Here is a 23,103-nt window from a genome sequence, read left to right as displayed (position 1 = left end):
CCCGACAAAGCCAAAACCAGCCGAACACAACTGTCAGTGTAAAACTCGTTTCGTTAATGGTTTGTAACTTATTCCGCACGTGTTGACTTAACAATAGAGAGAGCGTTGACAAAAACTCAATTCGACTTAAAAACGAATTCGGCAGTTTGAAAGTGTGATATTGGCGGTATTTGAAAGCTTAGGTAGGAGTCGCTAAGTAAATCAACTAAGCCTAGATATTATAAGCGTCATGGCTTAAGAAAGTGGCGTTCTCGAGTAAGAAATCCAACAAGGTTTCGGCTTGTAGCGTAAGTGCACGGCCTTTCAAAGATTGAACCTTAACCGTCGCCTTCGATAGCATCTCCAACTCGGTCGCAACCACTTCAATCTGCCCTGACTTTATTTCATCGATCACAGTGAGCTTAGGCATAAAGGTGACGCCCAACCCTGCTGAAACGAAGTTAGTCAGTGCCGTGACTGAGTTAGTTTGAAGTTTTGGCTGCAAGGTAAGATGGGAAATTTGTTCAGCCTGCTTTACTAGCCTCCCCATACCGGTCGAGTTATCGATCAAGGCGAGAGAAGCGTCTTGAATATCTTGCATTACCACTGGTGCATCTTTCATCGTAAGGAAGTGCCCCTTCGGAGCAATCAATTCGAGCGGATGACTACGCTCGACGTGTGAATGCAGTTTAGGATGAGGTGCAGACGCATAGGTGATCGCGAAATCTATCTGTTGATCTTCTAACATTTTCACGGCATCCAATGCACCTGCAATTTCAATCGATAAATTGATATCAGGGTATCGAGCCATGAAGGTTTGCATCGGTTTAGAGACCAAGTTAGTAATAAATCCTTCTCCAATCGCGATGCTAACATTACCGCCCTTGAGGTTTTTAAGCTTAGTTAGTCGAGCAAGCACAGCGGCCTCTCCACGAACAATGGAACGGTAGTAATTCAGCAGTTCATTACCCGCTTCGGTTAACAGTGATTGGCGGTTGTTGCGCTCCCATACTTTCATTTCCGCTTGCGCTTCTAACTGTGTCAACATCCGACTCATCGCGGCAGGGTCAACGTTCATCATCTTAGATGCCTTACGTAACGACCTGTATTTTGATAACGCGTTTAAGTACTCGAGAGCACGGATATTAAAGTGGTGCATTCAACTTCCTTGTAATTCAACTGACACTTAATCAAGCGTCTCACAAATTTGCTGCGAACATATATCCCAATTTATCAAGATCGTAATTGCTCTTACTAACTTGTGCACCGAGTCACTTCAAGACATCACATCAAAGGCTGATATACGTGTTTTAGCTTGCTGTCGATAAAACAAAGGCGACGACTTTCGTCATCGCCTTTGTGGTCATTATCCCGATGTAAACCTCAAGCAGTCAATAACCGGTCACTTCGCTACAGACCAACAAAGAAACTGATCACTAGCGCATTAATCAAATCAACAAAGAAACCACACACTAATGGCACCACAATGAATGCTTGTGGGCTTGCGCCATATCGATGAGTTACTGCGGTCATGTTCACAATTGCTGTTGCGGTCGAGCCTAGAGTGATACCACCGAAGCCTGAACATATCACCACAGAATCGTAGTTTCTTCCCATCAAGTAATAAACGACAAACACAGTAAACAACAGGGAAAGCAAGATCTGGATACTCATGACAACAGAGATATAGCCAAACAGTCCATCGAGATCCCAGATACGCAACCCCATCAATGCCATGGTCAAGAACATGCCTAAACAAATATCAGAGATCATCGCTAAGCCTTTGCGGCCTTGAGCGATTTTCTCTTGTGTACGACGTTTCTTAAACAGTGCGCGACCAACGTTTCCGATTAGGATACCTGCGATCAAACAGCTAACGAATAACGGCAGTTTTAGGCCCATCGAGTCGATAACTTCACTCAAGCTGTAACCCAGCATTAGTGTTAAGTTAAGAATCAACCACGCCCACAGAACGCCGTAGTGGCTAAGCTCTGTTTTTGTTTCACTCTCTTGGAATGCACCAACCGTAACCTCTTCTTCATTAGAAGGGCTTACTTTGTGTTTATTGAGCAGGTAGTTCGCAATCGGACCACCAATCACACACGCTGCAATTAAACCAACCGTGTTTGAAGCGACACCAAGTTCGAGCGCGTTAGCAATACCAAACTCTTCCACAAACATTGGCGCCCAAGCTAACGTTGTGCCTACGCCGCCTATCAAGCTAACAGACCCAGATAGCAAGCCTGCTTTCGCATCCATTCCAAAGCCAGAAGCGACTGCCATTCCGACTACGTTTTGCAACACGATAAAAATGGCAGCAAGACACAGTAGGATGAACAACGGTCGCCCGCCTTTAATCAGTGTTTTAATATCCGCTTGGAGCCCGATGCCAGCAAAAAAGTAGAGAAGCAAAAAGTCTCTGACATCTAGGCTAAAGGTGATTTGGATTTCAAAAATATAGTAAAGCGCCGCTACGGTCGCTGCGCAGACAAAGCCACCAATCACAGGCTCTGGCAGTGAATACTTTCTTAATACTTCAGATCGCTCGATCAAACCTTTACCGATAAACAGTAATGAAATCGCGATCGTAAAAGAGAGCATTGGAGAAACTAGGGTTTCTGTCATGAGGCTATGGGTTCCTAATAGTTAGATTATTCATAATATTGCGTACTATTAATAATCTAGATTCAGGCAAAAAAATCAAGCGATTATCGATGATAAAAACATCTAATATGGTTAATTCTGCGACGGTATTAATAGAGATTATAACTATAAAGCAATGATTAAAGGAACGGATATTAGGGAGGTATACAGATGAGGTGGGATATAGAGGCTCTAAAACGAGAAAACCCCAGCATTTCTGCTAGGGTTTTGAATAGTGGTGGAAGGATGGGGATTTGAACCCCAGATACGCTATAAACGTATACTCGCTTTCCAGGCGAGCGCCTTAAGCCACTCAGCCATCCTTCCACAAATTGTGTGTTGAGCATGTCACTCAACGAGGCGCTACTTTATTGATTCTGCTTGCTTTGGTCAAGGGGCATTCTCAAAAAAAGTGCCTTTTTCGGTTTGTTCGATTACAAATTAACTCATTAGATCAAAAACAAACCAAATTTCATTCTTTCGCTGCACTTACGCTTGTTGCTTTTCTTAAGCTTGTTGATAGTAGCCAGGAACTCGAAACCATTTACGACACATATCGAGGAAGTAGCCGTAAAGTACGCCCATACCGCACGAGATAACTGCATTACTGGTGACAGCCGTAACGATCTGGTCGCCTGAAGCACCCACTGCCAACAAAATACCCGCATACACTGGAGACTGGAATAACACGTATGCCATCAAATCAGACAAGTTTTTCATCAATGAGCTTTCTGAAAGTTTTGCACCATTGCGTAAGAACCAATCACGAAAAACGCCATAAGGCCAAGCGATAGCAATGTTTATAGGAATAGATAACGTTCGAGAAGCAAGAGATTGCTCAAACGTCATACCAGAAATAAACACTTCTACGATCATGCCAGAAATAAAACAGAAAACGACCATAGCAAATGTATCCGCAGCTGCGTTTCGAATACAAAATGGACCACGAGACTTCATTGACGACAAACCTAAAATATATCACTGCTTAATTAGTGATTTAGTAACATATAAACAAGGCACATTTGCACCTCACCAGATAATGTCGCTATTAAATCACAAGATTAGTAGTCATACACTCCAAATTAAAAATCAAGTTGTAAATTAACAACCAAAAACCACTTTAAAAGCAGTCACTTTCACCAAAAAATCCAACCAAGGTCAAATATTGGACAGTTCGTCATTTACTTACCGTAATTAAACAACATTTAAGCCATAGGTAGATTTACAGTAATGATATTAATGACATCTTGTGTAGGTGGTGATCCTAAAGCAACCTGCTCTAACGCTTTATCGACTTGTTCAGTAAGTTCCGCGTTGTTCATAGCTTCAACGTGGACACGTAGGCTCTCTAGTGCAAATTGAATCAGTTCTAGGTTGTTGTCTTCTAGCGCCACATACAACGTCACTAACAGCTCTTCAGTGTTATCTTTGTTGCGAAGATCAGGTTTAGGCAGTGACTCGCTTTTACTTTTCGAATCGTGTGGTTTTACGTCTTGGCTTTCGAGCTCATCCGCTTTTACTTCATGGTATTGATAAAGCTTATTTGAATAGCGGAACAAGGCATCATCCAGTTCACGCTCGTCAATCGGCTTAGCAATAATATAATCCACACCTGCCCCCAACATACGCTCACGAGTCTCTTTAAAGACATCAGCCGTACAACCAAACACCAATACCGATGACACATCGCCTATCAAAGCACGAATAGCAGTGGTTGATTCAACGCCGTCCATCACAGGCATATGGTTATCCATGAGCACCAAATCAAAGCGCTCAGCAACCACGGCTTGTATCGCAAGTTCACCGTTTTCGACGCTCTTACAGGTAAAGCCTTTACTGCTCATGAAGGCTTCAATGATCACCGTGTTAGTTCGGTTGTCCTCGACGATCAGTACCTTTAAGCCAGAGTAGTCCAACTTCTTATGTGGCAAACTCTCGATTTCTCCTGGCTGACATGGCTGAATCTTCAAGCGAACATCAAAACTCGTGCCTATCCCTTCTTCACTGGTGACGGTAATACTGCCATCCATCAACTGGGCAATTTTCTTCACAATCGCGAGGCCAAGGCCAGTACCGCCAAAACGCCTTGTGGTCGAAGACTCCGCTTGTTCAAACGGTTTAAAAATACGCTTCTGAGCTTCTTTAGAAATACCAATTCCGGTATCACGAACTCGAATGCTCAGATAGGTGTCACTCCCCTCTACAACTTCTTTCAGGTACACCTCAACAAAGCCTCTGGAGGTGAACTTCACCGCGTTGTTCAATAGATTAAACAAAATTTGGCGAAGGCGAGCTTTATCTGAGAAGTACCAACGACCCGAAGTCACCTCAGAGTACACTTTGAATTGAAGCCCTTTCTCGGAAGACAATGTGTAGTAAACACTGTTAATACTGCCGATGATCGAATCAAGCGGGAAACGCGTTTCATCAAGATCCAACCTGCCCTGCTCGATCTTCGAGAAGTCTAAGATCTCGTTGAGTAGAGTCATCATATGATCGCCGGACTCATACAAGCTCTTAAGATGCTTCTCTTGTTCAGAATTTAGAGGCGTTTTTAATAGGATTTGAGCGGTACCCAATACCCCATTCATCGGAGTGCGAATTTCATGTGACAAGGTCGCAAGGAAAGCGGTTTTTGCATTGGTGGATGCCTGAGCTTTAACCTTTTCCGCTTCGAGATAAATGGTCTTTTCGTTGAAGGTTTTAATCAAATGGCCGATTTCGTCATCACTCGAGTAATCCACATCAATGATTTCGCCGGCTTTCGAACTATCAACCTGTGCTGCAATCCTTGTGATTGGACTAATCAAATAACGGTTCAATAAGTAATACCCCGCCATGACACAAAGTAGCAATAGCGGAACAATACCGCCTTCAATGCTCATCACCTGACGAAACACTTCGTCTTCTACTCGTGATTTGGAGTTCACCACATCCACTTGCCAGCCGAAATCACCAAATTGATTGCTACTGATGTAAATGCCTTCAACGAGATTAAAGTTATGCGAAACCAACACTTGGTTAAGCTTATCTCTGAGCGTAATGCCAAGGTTGTATTCTTCGGCGTGGTTCTTGATAAAACCAAGCAGCTCTTCGAGCGAGAGATCCACCGTGGCAACACCGGCAAAAGTACCGTCGTAATAATAAGGGGAAGACGCCGTAATCATTCGAACGTGTGTGTATGGGTCGATATACACATCGCTCCAAGAGATCGTTCCTTGTTTTTTGTTGACGACAGAGGTGTACCAATACTCTTCTTGATAAGGGGCATTTTTGGGGTTGTTGTAAGAATATATCTGATCGATTCTTCCATCGTCGGCTTTATTAAAAAAGTAACTGTTGAGAAGCTTTTTAGAATCGAGCGCATAAGGTTCAGGCCAAATACCGGCACTGACAATTGTATCGTCGCTCGCCGCCAACATGGACTTAAATAGCGGAATAACATCATCACCATTGCGATGTGCTTGAGCAAACCCAACGAGACTGTCTACAAAGCCTTGAGAGCTGCTGAGTGGCTCTGTAATCAATGCGGATAACAATTGCGTACGCAAGTCGAGATTTTGTTGTAATTTGGCGCGCACAGGGGATTCTACGACGTAATACGTCACACTACCGACAATGGCAATAAACATCGCAAGGTATAATCCAAGCGCTACCATGCTTTTTTTCTTTAAAGACGACCGTATCTGCATAATTCTTTTATTGTTTTCTTTTCTGTTAAACCTAGTGTTTATCATCCATGACATCAAGCCTTTTTAGATTGAAGCTTGATTGGCACAAGTTCATTGGTACTATAAGCGCAAATATGTTCCCTTTTACGGTACCTCACTTTGACTTTACAAGATATTCTTGCGCTTCCAGAGTTGGAAGGAAAGCTAATCACAGAACACAAAACAATGGGCTTTGTCACTGCAATGGCAGCGGCACCGAATGTGTTAACCCCGCATGAGTGGCTACCGTTCTTATGGGGTGGCGAAGAAGTCGCACCTTTTACGGATGGTGAACAGCTAGAAAGCTACATTGAAGTTATCATCGAGCTTTGGAATAAAACCCGCCCTGAACTGATTGAAGGGACTTGGGTTTGGCCTGAAGCTTGTCAATTAGACGACGAAGAAGTGGTGAACACTGCCGCTCGTGATTTTTGTGAAGGCTTACTTCAAGGCTGGCAGATTGCTCGCGACGATTGGGAAACACTAATGCCTGAAGAGAGCGAAGATAACGCACTCGTTGGCGGTGTCCTGCTGTCACTGAGCATGCTTTACGATCCAGAAACGTCAATTGCTACGCTTGCAGAGCAAGGCATCGAAGGCCTAGAGCAGTTCGAAGAGATCTTTAACGCTGTTCCTGTGATGCTTTGCGGACTAACGCAGCGTGGCATTGCACTGGCTGAAGCTCAATAACAGTTAGCTTTATACAAGCCAAAAGGCCTCATTATGAGGCCTTTTTTAGTTTTCAGACGAAATAAAATAGTCGCTTTAGAAGCCTTTCCAATCGAAGTCATCAATTCGCTCATCAGCAATATAAAACAGCTTAGTGCCACTGCTGACCACTTGATCTAACTCTGGGTTGAGTTCAATACCGCTCCCCGTATCAATGGCGATCAGAGTTGCTTGATACTTCTCTTTAAACACTGAGAAAATAGGCGCGACGGTGACAGACTCAGCGTCTTCAGGGAAATACGTTGAATACTGTGTCATGCCTCTTGTTGAGCTCAATAATTCTTGGTGAAGCGCACTGGAACCTGGGTCTACCGCAGCCTTTGCTAGCATCTCAGCACCCACCGCTGGAATACATTCTGAGTTAGGGCAATGCTTGTGTAACAAATCGCTCAGCGCTTCATCTTTAAAGTAAACAAGAAGGTGCGCTTTAGGGTTTCGGTTGGCACAGTAAAGCGCCGCAGATAACGTAATGTCGTCTTCTGGGTTATCAATCAGGATGCAACTTGCAGACTCAATGCCCGTTTTCTCCATCTCTTTGCCATCGGTGTAGCTGTTTACTTTGACGAAATTGATTTCACCGGGTAACGGGTTCTCGATATCTGAACGCGTACATAGCACGATTGGTCGTTTACCCGTTTCTTCGTGTTGTAGCATGCGGATGAGATGAATGGTTCTTTGCTCATTCCACCCCAACATCAAAATGTGGTTGTCCACTCTAACTCTCCTTTTTCCTAGCAAGCCCGCTCGCCAATATTCAACACCTTCTGTCGCCACTTTACCGAGCAACGCGGCAAAAAGGCTCAACCCGCCTGGAATCACAAATAGAATAACGATCCACTGCCCCGCTACCGTGGTCGGTGATAAATCACCATAACCAACCGTAGAAGCCGTCACCACCAAGTAGTAAGCGAATACGGTAACCGAACTGGTTAAATCTATTTCACCCGCCAAATACAGCATCGACCACGATAAAGCGATGTAGCCAAGAAAAGTGAACAGTAAGTTTTTGCCATTCAAAACAAAGATGTTTGCTTTGATCCAGCGTTTGAGTTGTAACCAGATTATCATTCGAGCCTCTAATCTTTTCCTCTTACTTACATGCTAGAAAAAATACGCGATATCAACAAGATGTATCATCAGAAAAAGATACATGACCACAAGATTGATATTGGCGGCCTATACGCAGATACAAAAAAACCAGCACTATTGGCTGGTTTTTTTATTGGTTAGATAAAAGAACGACTTACGCGTTACCTTTTACCTGCACATTTAACTGCTCTGCAAAATCTAGCATGCGGTTCAATGGAATAAGAGACTTCACGCGTAATTCGTCAGAAACGAAGATTTCGTGTTGCTCACCACCATTCTCAAGCGCGTTTTCAATCGCTTCAAGGCCGTTCATTGCCATCCAAGGACAGTGTGCGCAGCTACGACACGTTGCACCAGCACCCGCTGTCGGCGCTTCAATCAGCTCTTTTTCAGGAACCAATTGCTGCATCTTGAAGAAGATGCCTTTGTCTGTCGCAACAATCATCTGTGGATGAGGCAGCTCTTTTGCTTTCTTGATCAGTTGGCTTGTTGAGCCTACAGCATCAGCCAGTTCAACCACGCTTGCTGGTGATTCTGGGTGAACCAAGATAGCCGCTTCTGGGTATACCGATTTCATTTTCTTCAAAGCATCAGCTGAGAACTCATCATGAACGATACACTCACCTTGCCAAAGCAACATGTCAGCGCCAGTTTGATTTGCGATGTAAGAACCTAGGTGACGGTCTGGCCCCCAAATAATGGGTTTGCCTTCAGCGTCTAGGCTTTCAACGATTTCTAAAGCGATGCTCGACGTAACTACCCAGTCTGCACGAGCTTTAACAGCTGCAGAGGTGTTCGCGTATACAACCACAGTGTGGTCAGGGTGAGCATCACAAAATTCTGTAAATTTGTCAGCTGGGCAGCCAAGATCAAGCGAACATTCAGCTTCAAGTGTTGGCATTAAAATGCGTTTTTCAGGAGTAAGAATCTTTGCAGACTCACCCATGAAACGAACACCAGCGATGATCAAAGTGCTTGCTGAGTGACGGTTACCGAACTTAGCCATCTCTAATGAATCGCCAACGAAACCACCAGTTTCTTCTGCCAGAGCCTGAATTTCAGGATCGGTGTAGTAGTGTGCAATTAGAACTGCATCTTTTTCTTGAAGTAGTTTTTTGATGTTTGCGATGTGGGCCTGTTTCTGAGCGTCGCTCAATGGAACTGGCTTAGGCGGAAACGGGTAAACTGTATCGATTTTATCTAGTATATGACTCATTGCTCTTGCTCTACGCAACTTCTTCCGAGAATCCGAGTATTCTACACAGGACAGCGATTGGGATCAAAAAGGATTGGTTGCAAGCGGTGACTAGCTAATGCTTAAAACGCATAAACAAGGCGATGTGTTGTCATCACTAGCAAGAGAAGTAAACACTAAACGGAAGTGAACAGGTATAAAAAAGAGGCGCCTAAGCACCCCTATTTTGGTTATAAGTGGGTTTTGGCCACTTTAGCCGAAGCACTGTTTGGGTGCTCGGTTACGACTTGTTGGTAATATTTCTTAGCTTGCGTCGCGTTGTTGTTGCGCGCTGCTATGTCACCAAGCTTAACCAGTGCATCTGCTCGCTTGTTTGAGTCTTTGTACGACACAACAGCAGCGAAGCTCTTCACGGCTTCTTTATCTTGCTTCTTAGCGAAATAAAGCTGACCTAACCAGTAATGTGAGTTAGGTGTGAAGGTAGAATCTGGGAAGTCTTTTTGAAACTTTTGGAATGCAGCGATAGCACCCGTGTAGTCTCGTTGCTTTAGAATCATATCTACAGCATTTTGATAAGCAGTTTGCTCATCCACATCAGTACTGAACGTACCAGAAGCGTCTTTAGAGCCTTCGCTCGCCGCCACTGCTACCGTTGCTGTTCCTGCTGCTTTCACCTCGCCTCTTACGCGATCCAGTTCAATGAACAGTTCACGCTGACGCTCTAGCATTTGCTTCATATCGTAGCTGTTTCGTTCCAGCTCACCACGAAGTTCACTGATCTCCAGTGCCATGTCGTCGATTTGCTGTTGCATTTGAAGCTGAACGAGATTGCGATTTTGAAGCAGGCGCTCTAAACGCTCAATATCTGATTCGTTAGATGCTGATCGAGAGGAAGATGATGAATTGGTTGCGGTGCTATTGAGATCGGATACTGGAGCTGGTGCAGCGAACGCGGTGTTCGCTGCACTTGCCAGTAACGAAAGCAAAATGACTCGCTTTGTGTTACTGAACATGAGGCAATTCCTCAATTATATAGTCTACTAAAATTAGTAAACTAGTACTGCGCGACGGTTTTTAGCGTACACATCTTCAGATTGACCTAGAAGAAGTGGCTTCTCTTCACCGTAGCTTACGATAGAGATTTGGTCAGCTTGAACACCTAGAGCTTGTAGGTATTTCGCTACAGCTTGTGCACGACGCTCGCCAAGTGCGATGTTGTACTCAGGAGTACCGCGCTCATCAGCGTGACCTTCGATAGTAACGTTCATGTCAACGTTCTTAACTAGGTATGCTGCGTGAGCTGCTAGCATTTCTTCGTAATCGCCAGCGATAGTAGAGTTATCGAATGCGAAGTAGATTGTTTGAGTTTCACGTAGCGCTTGCTCTTTAAGCTCTTGCTCAGACAGTTGACCGTTAGCGTCAATTGGCGTTACAACAGTTGTGTCTACATTGCCTTCTGAACCTGAAGTTGTTTGGTTGCTTTCAGTACCAGATGTTGCAGATGTTGCTTCATCAGTTGAGCTACATGCCGTTACTGCCATCACTGGTAGTGCAATCATCAAGCCTTTAAGAACTTTGTTAAGTTGCATCTTTTTTTCCTTACGTTATCAAACTTAGTTTCTACAGCGACTAAGAGTGCTATAGATAGTTAAATGCCACAATAGTTAACACTATCAATAGCTAAAAGAATATGTAATTTTCCCTAGAGGAACGGTGACCATGCAGGCGCTCTTACGCGTCCGTTAGTTGCCGGTAATCTAGCTTTAAAACGTCCATCGATAGAAACCATCGATAGTACATTTGTTTTGTTGTAAATAGAGCTATAGATAACCATACCTCCATTCGGTGCAATACTTGGAGACTCATCTAACAATGTTTTTGTTAGTACCTGAACCGCACCGGTTTCCAAATCTTGCTTAGCCAAGTTAAAACCTGAGTTGCTGCGATTCACCATGATCATGAATCGACCATCAGGAGTGATCTGGCCACCTAAGTTTTGGCTACCTTGCCAAGTAATACGAGAAGTCGAATTATTGGACAAATTTACATTATAAATCTGTGGTTTACCACCACGATCCGATGTGAAAATAAGAGACTTGCCATCTGGGTGCCAGAATGGTTCAGTATTATTCGAACGGCCGCGGGTAATTTGAGTCAGCTTACGGCTAGCAAGGTCAAGTGTGTACACCTGAAGGCTGCCCGTTTTCGACAATACCAATGCCAATGTTTTACCATCTGGCGAGAATCTTGGCGCACCATTGTGACGAGGGTATGACGTCACTTTCTCACGTTCACCCGTGTAAATATTCATGATGAATATTTCAGCTTGGCCATTCTGGAAGCTCACATAAGCTAGCTTTTTGCCGTCTGGTGACCATGCTGGAGACATGAGAGGCTGCTTAGAACGAAGTACTAAACGCTCGTTAAAGCCATCGTAGTCAGCAACACGAAGTTGATACGGGTACTTGTCTTTATCGTTCACTACCACGTAAGAGATACGAGTTAAGAACGCGCCTTTCTCACCAGTTAGCTCTTCATACACTAGGTCTGAGATACGGTGTGCGTACTCTCTCAAGCGCTTGCCAGGAACCGTAGCCTTCTTGTTGAACAGCACGTGATCTTTAGAAAGAACCAATTGACCTTCATCGCTTAGTGCACGGCTTTGTCCTTTGGTCAGTTGACCACGAACAATGTCGATCAATTGGTAATTCACCACATACTGCCCTTCGGCATTTTTAGTGATACTACCGGTAAGCAATGAGTCAACACCTAGGTTAGTCCAAGCATCAAAGTTAACCTCAGTTTCGCTGTAAGGCGTTTGAGGCATTTTGCTTGTCGCAACTGGGCTGAATTTACCACTGCGCTGTAAGTCAGAAGCGATAACCGCTGATACATCGTGTGGCAATGGCTCTGAGCCTTCCCAACGGAAAGGTACAATAGCGATAGGTCTTGCAGAGTTAATACCGTCTGTAATAACCAGCTCCAGCGCTGCATGTGCAAACTGGCTGCTTGTAGCTATTAAGAAAACAAAACTCAGTAATAGTTTCTTTAACACAAGTTCGTCCTTTTACTCTGGTGATACAGTTAAGTTAATGTCTTTCAGTGAGTTCACAATGTCTGGGTCTTTAGGCAACGGGTAAGATTGTACTTGTGCCACCGCACGCTTGGTTGCTGCACATAAACGGCTATCGCCATCTAAGATACTCAAACTACCCAATATCGCGTTAGAGCCCGTTGGAATCAGCTTAAGGTTCACTCGACATGAGCGTCTTCGATAGCTGTCTTCTAACAACAGGTTCTGTTGAATCAGTTGGGTATAGATAGCCCCGTAACGTTGCGCTTCATCAGTGATAAATTGTTGTCTTGCTGAAGAGTTTTGAGTCGCTTCCGTTTCAAGCCCAGCAAAGATATCGTTCAATGCGGCTTCTTGTTGTTTACGCTCTTTTTCTGCTTTTGCTGCAGCTTCTTTTGCCTTACGGGCTTTCTCTGCTGCGGCTGCCGCTTCTTTCTCTTTCGCTATGCGTTGCTTTTCCGCGAGTTCAGCGGCTTCTTTCTCTTTACGAGCTTTGTCTGCTGCCTCTTTCGCTGCTTTTTCTTTTGCCACGCGTTCTTGTTCAGCTTTTGCGATTGCCGCTTCTTTGGCTTTACGCTCGTTCTCGGCTTTCACTAACGCAGCTTCTTTTAGCTTACGGTCAGCTTCGGCTTTAGCGGCTTTCTTTTGCTCTTGCTGTAAACGCGCTTCTTCAGCTTTGCGTTGTTTCTCTTTCTCAACTCGACGCTTTTCAGCTTCACGAGTTGCTTTAGCTTCTTTCGCTTGCTGTTCTTTTAGCTTGCGAATATTTTCTTCTTCAGCTTTACGATTCTTTTCAAGTCGTTCGCTTTCACGTCTTAGTTTGTCAAGACGCTCTTGCTCTTTCTTGCTTGCCGCTTCTCTTTGTTGACGAATCTGTTGAGCTTGCTGGCGAACCAACTGAGGATCAATCACCACTGCTTGAACCATCTGCCCTGTAGGCTTTGGCTCTGACATCGTGAAATCCGCCCCCCAAATGAGCGCAACGAATAAAATGACGTGCAGCCCAAGAGAAATAAGAAGCGGTGATCTGAAATTATTGGATTTTTTATTATTCGCTTTCATGAATGCTACGGAGCTATTCCCTTATATCCGTTAAAAGGCCAACCTTTGGCACACCTGCACGGCTTAATTCATCAAGTAATAAAACCACTTCAGCGTATGGCGTTGCGGCATCACCACCAACCGCCACTGGAGAGTTTGGCTTCAGAGACAACTCGGCTTTCACACGGACGATAATATCTTCCATTGATAAGCCACGCTGTACTTCTTCGTCATTAACGCTCAAGCCAAGTTCACCGTCTTTGTTCACTTCAACGATGATGAAACTTGCATTGTCGTCACCCAGTAGGTCTTGTGCCGATTTAGCCGTTGAAGCCTGAGGCAATTCAACGTCAACGCCTTGAGTAACAAACGGCGAAGTCACCATAAAAATGATCAGCAAAACAAGCATAACGTCGATGTAAGGTACAACGTTAATCTCTGCTGTCATTTTGCGTTTTTTAGGTTGGTATCCAGCCATCTATTATTCCCTGCCAGCCATCGCTTGACGGTGAAGAATACTGTGAAACTCTTCAGAGAAAGTCGCGTAGTTGTGCTCTAGCTTGCCTACTCGGCTGCTGAAGCGGTTGTACGCCATTACTGCTGGAATCGCAGCGAATAGGCCCATTGCTGTTGCGATCAGTGCTTCTGCAATACCAGGGGCAACCATTGCGAGCGTCGCTTGCTTCACTTCACCTAGTGCGATGAATGAGTGCATGATGCCCCAAACCGTACCAAATAGGCCGATGTATGGGCTGATAGAGCCAACGGTCGCCAAGAAAGGTAAGTTAGTTTCTAGTTCATCGACTTCACGAGCAACGGCAACGCGCATCGCACGGCCAGTGCCTTCCATGATGAAGTCAGGTGATGTTGCATTCGATTTACGAAGGCGAGCGAACTCAGTAAAGCCTGCGTAGAAAATTTCTTCAGTACCAGAAAGCTCGTCTTTGCGTTTGTTGCTCTCTTGGTACAGTTTTGCAAGATCAACGCCTGACCAAAATTTGTCTTCAAACACTTCTGTTTGTTTAGAAGCTTGAGATAACACTTTACTTCTTTTTATGATCATCGCCCAAGAAACAACAGACATGCCCATAAGAGTCAGCATGACCATCTTAACTAGTAAACTAGCTTCTAAAATTAGGCCTAAGATTGAGATTTCAGCAGTCACTATTCGTTAGCTCCGTGAGAATAAATGTTGGCATTGCTTTGGGTTTCATTTTTTGATTATCGATACATGCTACCTTAACCATTGCTTTACACAATGCCTTGCCATCAGGATTTACGATCTCTTGACAGAAGACCAAGGTAGCTCGCTTCAACTCGTAAATATTTGTAATGACTTGTAAAGAATCATCAAGACGCGCGCCTTGAATAAAATCAATGTCCATATGTCGGACTACAAAACCGATGTTTTGTTCTAACAATACTTGCTGAGAAACGCCAATTGAGCGCAACATCTCAGTTCGAGCGCGTTCGAAAAACTTAAGATAGTTTGAATGGTATACAACGCCACCCGCATCGGTGTCTTCGTAATACACTGTCACTGGCCACGTAAATGGCTTAGATAATCCCTGCAATTTGATACCACAATCCAAAACGATAAAGATTTCACTATAACCTAACTCCTTATCATTAATAGTATATCGCTGTGAATTTTTTGATTTGAGAGACGAAAAAAAAGGCCATCTGTATAAGATGACCTCTTTTTGGCTAAAAACCCAACAAGTATAAAGGTTCACGTTGTTATGAACCTAAATCCTTTGCCTTTTATAGAAGGCGCAGCGTCGTTAGGTAGAGCAAAATTGTGAGTGAAACATATGGGCTAAACAGTAGCTGCCACATCCAAGCTCTTGGCTTAAATCCGATACCGTAAACCATGCTTGAGCATACTGCCCAAATGAACATTGGCCCGATGATCGCGTTAAAGCCACCGATGCTTGTCGCATACGCTTCAGGATCCCACATCACTAAACCCACATGCATGAAACCCAATACTAGGGATAAGGCTCTAAGCAGAGTCTTATCCATTGGTTGATGCAGCTTAGCGATTTGCTCTGCGAGATTACTCACTGTCTTTGTCCATCATTTCTGAATGCTCTAGCCATAGAGCATTGATGATGCCGAATGCACATGCTAGAAGTACACCCAAAATCCATGCGAAGTACCACATAAAATTTCTCCTAAGTTATTTCACTTCTAGCTTAGTAAGCTGAAACGTCGTTATCTTCGATGTGTTTCTTATCTAGACGACCGAACATTTTGTAGTATGTCCAAGTTGTGTAGCCAAGAATCACAGGAACCATTACCGCCGCAACGACAGTCATAAGACCAAGCGTTAGCTCACTCGCTGTTGAATCCCACATAGTCAAGCTTTGGTTAGGGTTCAGGCTTGATGGCATTACGAATGGGAACATTGCAAAACCAGCCGTTAGAATAACACCAGCGTTCGATAGGCTTGAGAACAAGAATGCGAAACCACCACGCTCAAAGCGAGATGCAATCACAGCAAGCAGTGGCATTGCTACACCAAGGATCGGCGCAGCCCACATTGCTGGATAAGTTTCGAAGTTTGTCATCCAAGCACCCACTTGAAGTGATACTTCTTTGTTTAGTGGGTTTGAGTCAGCAAACGTATCGATAGTGCTCGTAATTACATAGCCTTCGATAGATTGAACCCAGAAACCACCAATAACGAATAGAGCAATAGCAATTAGGCCAGTGATCTGAGCAACGTTACGAGCACGAGCGTGCAGCGCTTCTGTTGTCTTCATTTGAAGCCATGTTGCACCTTGCATCACGAACAACATCAGAGCCAACACACCACAAAGCAATGCAAATGGGTTAAGCAGAGCGAAGAACGTACCATGGTACTTAGACATCATAAATTCGTTCAGTTCAAATGGAACACCTTGTAGTAGGTTACCAAATGCCACACCGAAAATGATTGGTGGTACTGCGCCACTAAAGCAAAGTGCATAGTCCCAAGTTTTGCGCCATTTTGGATCTTCGATCTTAGAGCGGTAGTCAAGTGCAAGTGGACGTAACCAAAGCGCTGCTAACGTCGCGTACATTGCGAAGTAGAAGCCAGAAAACGACGTTGCGTAAACCAGTGGCCATGCAGCAAACAATGCACCACCCGCAGTGATAAGCCAAACTTGGTTACCATCCCAGTGAGGGGCAATCGTGTTTAGCATAATACGACGTTCAGTGTCGCTCTTACCGATAACAGGTGACAGAGCGGCAACACCCATATCAAAGCCATCAGTTACGGCGAAACCAACCAGTAGAACACCGATCAATACCCACCAAATAAGTCGTAAGCTTTCGTAATCAAACATAATATTCCCTCACTTATACTTCAACTGAACGGCTAACTTTGTCTTCAACAGAGTTATCGTTTTGTTCGAAGTGGTAACGGCCTGTCTTCAAGCTACTTGGACCTTTACGTGCGAATTTCAGCATTAGGTAAACTTCAGCAATCAAGAACACTGTGTAAAGTGCCAGGATAGCGAATAGAGAAGTCCAAAGCTGTTCAATAGTCAGTGCTGATGCAGCAACGTTAACCGGTAGGATTTCACCAACCGCCCATGGTTGACGACCAAACTCAGCAACGAACCAACCTGCTTCAATCGCAATCCAAGGAAGTGGGATTGAGAATAGCGCAGCTTTAAGTACCCATGGTTTCTGTTCGATTTTCTGACGACACGTTTGAACAAACGCAGCACCGAATACAAACAGCATGATGAAGCCACAAGCAACCATCAGACGGAATGACCAGAATAGAGGCCAAACTGTTGGGATAGAATCATCCGCAGCCATTTGGATTTGGTCTTCAGTTGCATCAACAACGTCGTCTGTGTAGCGCTTAAGAAGCAAGCCGTAACCTAGGTCACCTTTCACTTCGTCGAACGCAGCCATGTTTTCTTCAGACTTATCGCCTGCACGTAGCTTTTCAAGCAGCTCGTACGCGTACATACCAGTACGGATACGATCAACGTGGTCATCACGTAGGTCACGTAGGCCCGTTACTTCAGTATCAAGCGAACGCGTTGCGATGATACCCATTACGTAAGGAATTTTAATTGCGTAGTCAGTATTCATTGTCTCTTGGTTTGGAATACCAAAAACAGTAAATGCGGCTGGTGCTTCTTCAGTGTGCCATTCCGCTTCTACAGCAGCGAGCTTCACTTTTTGAACTTCACCAAGCTCGTAACCAGATTCATCACCTAGTACGATTACTGACAAGATCGCCGCCATACCGAAAGACGCTGCAATCGCGAAAGAACGACGAGCAAAGGCAAGGTCACGACCTTTAAGAATGTAGTATGAGCTGATACCAAGGATGAACATTGCACCCGTTGTGTAACCAGACGCTACTGTGTGTACGAATTTAACTTGTGCTACTGGGTTTAGTACAACTTCAGCGAAGCTCACCATTTCCATACGCATAGTTTCAAAGTTAAATTCCGCACCCACTGGGTTTTGCATCCAGCCGTTTGCTACCAAGATCCAAAGCGCAGAGAAGTTAGAGCCAAGTGCTACTAACCAAGTTACCGCTAAGTGCTGACGCTTTGACAGTCTGTCCCAACCGAAGAAGAATAGGCCAACAAAAGTAGACTCTAGGAAGAATGCAACAAGCGCTTCGATAGCTAGCGGAGCACCAAAAATGTCGCCAACATAGTGAGAATAGTAAGACCAGTTAGTACCAAACTGGAACTCCATGGTTAAGCCTGTCGCTACACCAAGAGCAAAGTTAATACCAAACAATTTACCCCAGAACTTGGTCATGTCCTTGTAAATTTGCTTGCCAGTCATTACATAAACTGACTCCATAATGGCAAGTAGAAATGCCATACCTAAAGTCAGTGGAACAAATAGGAAGTGATACATCGCTGTAAATGCAAACTGCAATCGCGACAGATCAACAACATCAATCATGGTAACTCCTTTGTGTCGGCTGAATGACACTTGTGTGATTATTCACCGCAAAAATCCATGTTAAAACAATTTGTGTAATTGTTATTACAAGTTGAAATTTGTAGCAAAAACGTACCGTTATAGTTAGATTATTGTTAAGCATGAGCTAATATAGCTGGCGCTAATATTACTGGTAAAATCAGTATGTTTCAAAAGGTTTATGGGAGAACCCTGCGTTGATTTGTATCAAATTTATTCGAGCAAATTAGAGTTATTTTTGTACAATTATGATTAAAATCACACCAATTATGCTTGCCTTAATAACAGCGCATGATATCTGTGACAAATGCTCAGCACCGCCTCAACATCCGAATTACAACTACCTATAAAGTATTAACAAAAAATATGACAACTTATTTCATTTCCTGTTATCTAAATCAAACCTGAAATCAAAGTTTCCATTTTTGAAGCTCCCTTTTCGATCTTTTTATCGACTCGCTCAAAGAGTTGTTATTCAGTAAAAAGCAAAAAAACCCAGCGCTTATGCAACTGGGATCTTTAAAAATGAATAATTTAACGATTGGAGGGTTTATCTATTCCAAAGTGTAAATACGCTCTGTCGGTCGCGATTCGACCTCTTGGCGTCCTTTGTAGGTAACCTTGTTGAATCAAGTAAGGTTCTAACACATCTTCAATAGTGTCTCTCTCTTCACCAATCGCGGCAGCCATGTTGTCGATACCTACCGGACCACCACCAAACTTCTCCATAATCGCCAGCAGAAGCTTTCTATCCATGTAGTCGAAACCTTTAGCATCGACATCCAACATGTTTAGCGCTTTGTCAGCAACCTCCGGACAAATATGCCCGTCGCCTTTTACTTCCGCATAATCACGAACACGGCGCAGTAGACGGTTAGCAATACGTGGCGTACCACGAGCTCGGCGAGCAACTTCTAGCGCCCCTTCGGACTCCATAGAAAGACCAAGGCAATCTGCACTGCGCTGAACGATGTTTTGTAGATCTTCAACCTTGTAGTACTCAAGACGCTGAGTAATACCAAAACGGTCACGTAACGGCGATGTCAGTGAGCCAGCACGAGTGGTTGCGCCAATCAAAGTAAAAGGAGGAAGGTCAATCTTGATAGAGCGTGCCGCTGGGCCTTCACCAATCATGATATCTAATTGGTAGTCTTCCATTGCAGGGTACAACACCTCTTCAACCACAGGGCTTAAACGGTGAATCTCATCAATGAACAGGACATCATTTTCTTCGAGATTGGTCAGTAACGCCGCTAGGTCGCCTGCTTTTTCTAGAACAGGGCCTGAAGTCGTACGAATGTTGACATCCATCTCATTGGCAACAATGTTCGCCAACGTGGTTTTACCCAAGCCTGGAGGGCCAAATATCAACAGATGGTCGAGCGCCTCGTTACGCAGTTGTGCCGCTTTGATGAAAATCTCCATCTGGCCACGAACGTGATCCTGACCTTGATAGTCAGCCAGTGCTTTAGGGCGTATTGCACGATCAATGACATCTTCATCTTTGAATACTGGGTTATCCGGTGCAATAAGGCGATCGGCTTCAATCATAAATTCTGCTATTCCTAACTATGCTCTTGTTGACTCTGCGCTTCTTGACTCTGTGTAAAGGCAAAGTGAATGAGTCTATTTTGTCGAACAAGTATATTGGGTATTAAACCATCGATTTCAGAGCTTCGCGAATCAACTGTTCGCTGGTCATGCCATCTTTAGCCACTTGAGAAACCACCTTGGAAGCTTGAGTCGGCTTGTAGCCTAATGCAAGTAGCGCACTTACCGCTTCTTCTTCCGCGTCGTGAACGGTTGGCATAGAATCAATCGGAGCTGCATCTGTCGCTGGAGTAAACAAGTCACCCGCGCCCCACCCTTTCAGGCGGTCTTTCATTTCAACAACCAGACGTTCAGCGGTTTTCTTACCCACACCCGGAAGTTTAACCAGCGTCGAGATGTCTTCACGTTCAACACTTTGAACAAACTGGCTAGCCGTCATGCCTGAAAGAATGCCAAGGCCTAGCTTAGGGCCCACACCGTTCGCTTTGATCACTTCACGGAACAGCGCACGCTCTTTAACCGTGTTAAAACCATAAAGTAGCTGCGCATCTTCACGTACAACAAAGTGCGTGTAGATGATTGCCTCTTCGCCCACGTTTGGTAATTCGTAAAAACAGCTCATTGGCATTTGAACTTCATAGCCAACGCCACTCACTTCGATTAGTAATTCTGGTGGCTGTTTTTCTATTAATGTACCGCGTAGACGTCCGATCACAATTCACTCTCTTGATGGAATATAATTTGAGGGACAGAATATAAAAGAACTGGATGCTTATCCAGTTCTTTGTGTTTATTAGGATGATTTATTTAAGCTTGCTTAGCTTGGGAAACCACGCTGTTTAAGCTTTCGACCAGTTCTTTTACTGAGGTGACATGCCCGGTCAGTTCAGAACCATAATTAGCGACTAAACTTGACACGGATTTGGTTTCTGCAACGCTCTGCGCCACTTCTGAACTGGCGAGATCGAGTTCTTTCAATGAGCTCATCTGCATCGCCATAATATTGGTGAGCTGATTAACATCGGTCGAGATGGTTTGCACCTCAGAGATAATGCCGTTCATTTCATTGGCCGTAGTTTCAATGATGGCTCTGCCATGTTCCACTTCTTCTTTACTTCGGTCTAATAAGGTTCGAATTTCTATCGCGGAATGGCTGCTTTTCGCCGATAGCTCTCTCACTTGGTCTGCAACTACCGCAAAACCTCGTCCTTGCTCACCGGCACGAGCCGCTTCTATAGCTGCATTGAGTGCTAATAGGTTGGTTTGCTCGGCAACCGAGGTAATCAAATCAGCGACTTTCATGATTTCTTGATTACTTTGAATGATCTGGCTGATTGCACTGGTTGAGGCTTCTAGTGATTCTGAGCTCTTTTGCGCTTTCATTCCGACCGCTTCGCTGCGCTCTTTTAGCTCACCCACAAATGAATTAGATTCTTCGATGCCTTGAGTCATTTGATGCAGTTGTTGGCTCATCTGTTCTGCTGCACTCGCCTGAGATTCGCAATTGATGTTCAACACTTCAACTTGAGCGTGCAGGTCTTGAGACTGCTGATCTAAATGGACAGATACGCCCTGTAAGCTTTCAGAGTTTGAGTTAGCTTGGTCTAGGACAATAGAAAGTCGACCTTCACTTTGCGTCGCTTGATTGGCAATCTGTTGGCTTTCCGAGATCGCATCTTCTGCCATTTCAATCGCCACCTCTTTTTGCTTAGCGGTAAACGCTTGAGCAATGCAAATCACCACCAGCGGCATGATCACACCAGAGCATGTTTCAACCACCACCGCTTCCGGAGTAAGTACTAACTGCGGAAATTCAAAGCCATCAAGATGAGCTGAAGTCATCACCAAAGAAACGCCAATCACTAACCCACTCCATACAAGGGCGACAATTCGAGTTCCCGACAAGAAAAAAGCGACCACTAACAACGGCACCCAATAAGCCTGTGTTGACGCCACCACACCACCGCTTTGGTAGATGATGTTCAAAGCGTGTACTGCCATCCCGACAAAACCAAAGTTAAGTGCAAGGCTGGGTTTACTGGTAACACGCAACAGCAGTGCGGAGATCAGTTCAAACACGATAAGGAATACAGATGTGGTGATCAGAAGTTGCTCTTCGTGCTTTGTCCATTTAATTAAGCTGTAGACACCCACAAAGAAGGCGATAAAGGTAAAGAGTAATAAGATATCGGCTTGTCTGACTTGGTTGTTACTCCACCCATTACTTTTGGGTAGAAACAACGCGCGCCACAGCTTGATAGGGTTCATCAGTGCTCATCCTTGATTAACTTGTTAGACCTCTGACCAATGTTAATAACATGTTAAATGATGCGCAATGTTATTATTTGGTTTGTGTTCGAAAGATCTCATTTCATCAAGGATTTAGGGGCGTATTGTTTTGAACTGAGCCAAACGAGGCGTAAGGCTCATGTAATGCAAGCTATTAGAAAATAGAGGGATGGGATTAACGGTAGCGCCCTTTTCTCGCGCCTGTCGCTTTACCAGCAAGAGCTACCAAGGTTTTATTGGTGTTGGCGTGAGTGATCGCTACGCCTAGAGCATCGGCAGCATCGGCCTGTGGTTTAGCGGGTAACTTAAGCATGCTCATCACCATGTTCTGAACCATCGACTTATCTGCACCACCATTGCCTGTCACCGCTTGTTTGATTAGACGAGCCGCATATTCATGAACGGGGAGATCAGCATTTACCGCTGCCACTATCGCACTGCCACGCGCTTGTCCCAGCTTAAGTGCAGAATCCGCATTCTTCGCCATGAAGACCTGTTCTATCGCAAACACATCCGGTTGAAACTGAGTGATGATTTCGCTCACACCGGCGTAGATTTGTTTGAGTCGGCCCGGCAGTTCTTTTTCAGAGGTGCGAATACAACCGCTACCTAAGTAATATAGATGGCGACCATTTTGACGAATCACGCCATAGCCGGTAATACGCGAGCCAGGGTCAATTCCTAAGATAATAGACATAACTTCAATACTGATTATTTATACATGCTTTATGAGCTTAGTATATCGAACGCAAAAAAAAATGCCCGTCAAATTAACGGGCATTCTCTAATTTACTGGCAAGTCTTGGCTAATTAATTGAGAGCTCTCTATCAACTAGGATCTCTTCATCAAC

General features: G+C 44.4%; 22 protein-coding genes and 1 tRNA gene. 1 reads left to right on the top strand and 22 read right to left on the bottom strand.

Features of this window, described 5'->3' with window-relative positions:
- Nucleotides 1-211: 211 nt before the first annotated feature.
- The 5 genes from AB4307_RS14820 to AB4307_RS14800 form a co-directional block, all read right to left on the bottom strand.
- A complete protein-coding gene (locus AB4307_RS14820) occupies nucleotides 212-1,138 on the bottom strand; it encodes a LysR family transcriptional regulator (protein ID WP_136973584.1) in 927 nt (308 codons plus the stop codon).
- 251 nt (nucleotides 1,139-1,389) lie between these two features.
- Nucleotides 1,390-2,604 (bottom strand): sodium/glutamate symporter, encoded by a 1,215-nt coding sequence (gltS, locus tag AB4307_RS14815; protein WP_017062061.1) that lies wholly within the window; start codon nucleotides 2,602-2,604, stop codon nucleotides 1,390-1,392.
- A 254-nt stretch (nucleotides 2,605-2,858) separates the two neighbouring features.
- Nucleotides 2,859-2,949 (bottom strand) — tRNA-Ser (locus tag AB4307_RS14810).
- Between the two features lie 180 nt (nucleotides 2,950-3,129).
- Complete coding sequence (locus tag AB4307_RS14805; protein WP_017072260.1) at nucleotides 3,130-3,579, bottom strand: L-alanine exporter AlaE; 450 nt, start codon at nucleotides 3,577-3,579, stop codon at nucleotides 3,130-3,132.
- 248 nt (nucleotides 3,580-3,827) lie between these two features.
- Nucleotides 3,828-6,314 carry a hybrid sensor histidine kinase/response regulator gene (locus AB4307_RS14800; protein ID WP_524540946.1) on the bottom strand — a complete coding sequence of 829 codons (2,487 nt, stop codon included), beginning with the start codon at nucleotides 6,312-6,314 and terminating at the stop codon, nucleotides 3,828-3,830.
- A gap of 138 nt (nucleotides 6,315-6,452) precedes the next feature.
- Here AB4307_RS14800 and AB4307_RS14795 point away from each other — a divergent pair, with 138 nt between their 5' ends.
- A complete protein-coding gene (locus AB4307_RS14795; protein ID WP_017062064.1) occupies nucleotides 6,453-7,022 on the top strand; it encodes a UPF0149 family protein in 570 nt (189 codons plus the stop codon).
- A gap of 75 nt (nucleotides 7,023-7,097) precedes the next feature.
- On the opposite strand, the gene AB4307_RS14790 is transcribed toward AB4307_RS14795, so the two are convergent.
- From AB4307_RS14790 to ruvC, 17 genes are all read right to left on the bottom strand, one after another.
- Nucleotides 7,098-8,129 carry a potassium channel family protein gene (locus AB4307_RS14790; RefSeq protein WP_372132251.1) on the bottom strand — a complete coding sequence of 344 codons (1,032 nt, stop codon included), beginning with the start codon at nucleotides 8,127-8,129 and terminating at the stop codon, nucleotides 7,098-7,100.
- Between the two features lie 175 nt (nucleotides 8,130-8,304).
- Nucleotides 8,305-9,366 carry a quinolinate synthase NadA gene (gene nadA / locus AB4307_RS14785; RefSeq protein WP_017062067.1) on the bottom strand — a complete coding sequence of 354 codons (1,062 nt, stop codon included), beginning with the start codon at nucleotides 9,364-9,366 and terminating at the stop codon, nucleotides 8,305-8,307.
- A gap of 209 nt (nucleotides 9,367-9,575) precedes the next feature.
- Nucleotides 9,576-10,358 carry a tol-pal system protein YbgF gene (gene ybgF / locus AB4307_RS14780; RefSeq protein ID WP_017072257.1) on the bottom strand — a complete coding sequence of 261 codons (783 nt, stop codon included), beginning with the start codon at nucleotides 10,356-10,358 and terminating at the stop codon, nucleotides 9,576-9,578.
- 33 nt (nucleotides 10,359-10,391) lie between these two features.
- A complete protein-coding gene (gene pal, locus AB4307_RS14775; RefSeq protein WP_017062069.1) occupies nucleotides 10,392-10,934 on the bottom strand; it encodes a peptidoglycan-associated lipoprotein Pal in 543 nt (180 codons plus the stop codon).
- A gap of 113 nt (nucleotides 10,935-11,047) precedes the next feature.
- Nucleotides 11,048-12,400, bottom strand: coding sequence for a Tol-Pal system beta propeller repeat protein TolB (gene tolB, locus AB4307_RS14770; RefSeq protein WP_372132248.1), 1,353 nt, complete (start codon nucleotides 12,398-12,400; stop codon nucleotides 11,048-11,050).
- Between the two features lie 12 nt (nucleotides 12,401-12,412).
- Entirely contained in the window at nucleotides 12,413-13,480 is a 1,068-nt protein-coding gene (tolA, locus tag AB4307_RS14765; RefSeq protein WP_372132245.1) for a cell envelope integrity protein TolA, read from the bottom strand.
- 13 nt (nucleotides 13,481-13,493) lie between these two features.
- Complete coding sequence (tolR, locus tag AB4307_RS14760; RefSeq protein WP_017062072.1) at nucleotides 13,494-13,937, bottom strand: protein TolR; 444 nt, start codon at nucleotides 13,935-13,937, stop codon at nucleotides 13,494-13,496.
- A gap of 3 nt (nucleotides 13,938-13,940) precedes the next feature.
- Nucleotides 13,941-14,624 carry a protein TolQ gene (gene tolQ / locus AB4307_RS14755; RefSeq protein ID WP_017062073.1) on the bottom strand — a complete coding sequence of 228 codons (684 nt, stop codon included), beginning with the start codon at nucleotides 14,622-14,624 and terminating at the stop codon, nucleotides 13,941-13,943.
- Nucleotides 14,614-15,051, bottom strand: coding sequence for a tol-pal system-associated acyl-CoA thioesterase (gene ybgC / locus AB4307_RS14750; RefSeq protein WP_017067533.1), 438 nt, complete (start codon nucleotides 15,049-15,051; stop codon nucleotides 14,614-14,616). The genes tolQ and ybgC overlap by 11 nt, the downstream gene beginning before the upstream one ends.
- A 172-nt stretch (nucleotides 15,052-15,223) precedes the next feature.
- The gene (ybgE, locus tag AB4307_RS14745) at nucleotides 15,224-15,526 is read right to left on the bottom strand and encodes a cyd operon protein YbgE (protein ID WP_017067532.1); all 303 of its coding nucleotides are present in this window, start codon (nucleotides 15,524-15,526) and stop codon (nucleotides 15,224-15,226) included.
- On the bottom strand, nucleotides 15,519-15,626 hold the full coding sequence (gene cydX / locus AB4307_RS14740; RefSeq protein WP_000270284.1) for a cytochrome bd-I oxidase subunit CydX: 108 nt from the start codon (nucleotides 15,624-15,626) through the stop codon (nucleotides 15,519-15,521). Before cydX ends, ybgE begins: the two co-directional genes overlap by 8 nt.
- A gap of 31 nt (nucleotides 15,627-15,657) precedes the next feature.
- Nucleotides 15,658-16,794, bottom strand: coding sequence for a cytochrome d ubiquinol oxidase subunit II (gene cydB / locus AB4307_RS14735; RefSeq protein ID WP_017067531.1), 1,137 nt, complete (start codon nucleotides 16,792-16,794; stop codon nucleotides 15,658-15,660).
- A 13-nt stretch (nucleotides 16,795-16,807) separates the two neighbouring features.
- Nucleotides 16,808-18,394 carry a cytochrome ubiquinol oxidase subunit I gene (cydA, locus tag AB4307_RS14730; RefSeq protein ID WP_017062077.1) on the bottom strand — a complete coding sequence of 529 codons (1,587 nt, stop codon included), beginning with the start codon at nucleotides 18,392-18,394 and terminating at the stop codon, nucleotides 16,808-16,810.
- 552 nt (nucleotides 18,395-18,946) lie between these two features.
- The gene (ruvB, locus tag AB4307_RS14725; RefSeq protein WP_017062078.1) at nucleotides 18,947-19,963 is read right to left on the bottom strand and encodes a Holliday junction branch migration DNA helicase RuvB; all 1,017 of its coding nucleotides are present in this window, start codon (nucleotides 19,961-19,963) and stop codon (nucleotides 18,947-18,949) included.
- A gap of 103 nt (nucleotides 19,964-20,066) precedes the next feature.
- Nucleotides 20,067-20,678, bottom strand: coding sequence for a Holliday junction branch migration protein RuvA (ruvA, locus tag AB4307_RS14720; protein WP_017062079.1), 612 nt, complete (start codon nucleotides 20,676-20,678; stop codon nucleotides 20,067-20,069).
- A 92-nt stretch (nucleotides 20,679-20,770) separates the two neighbouring features.
- The gene (locus tag AB4307_RS14715; RefSeq protein WP_372132242.1) at nucleotides 20,771-22,231 is read right to left on the bottom strand and encodes a methyl-accepting chemotaxis protein; all 1,461 of its coding nucleotides are present in this window, start codon (nucleotides 22,229-22,231) and stop codon (nucleotides 20,771-20,773) included.
- A 196-nt stretch (nucleotides 22,232-22,427) separates the two neighbouring features.
- The gene (gene ruvC / locus AB4307_RS14710; RefSeq protein ID WP_004736470.1) at nucleotides 22,428-22,949 is read right to left on the bottom strand and encodes a crossover junction endodeoxyribonuclease RuvC; all 522 of its coding nucleotides are present in this window, start codon (nucleotides 22,947-22,949) and stop codon (nucleotides 22,428-22,430) included.
- Between the last annotated feature and the right edge of the window lie 154 nt (nucleotides 22,950-23,103).

This window comes from Vibrio sp. 10N.261.52.C2 (genome assembly GCF_041471425.1).
GTDB classification, from domain to species: domain Bacteria; phylum Pseudomonadota; class Gammaproteobacteria; order Enterobacterales; family Vibrionaceae; genus Vibrio; species Vibrio crassostreae_C.
The sequence above is the reverse complement of the archived record's forward strand: the minus strand, read 5'-3'. Positions and strand labels throughout refer to the sequence as shown.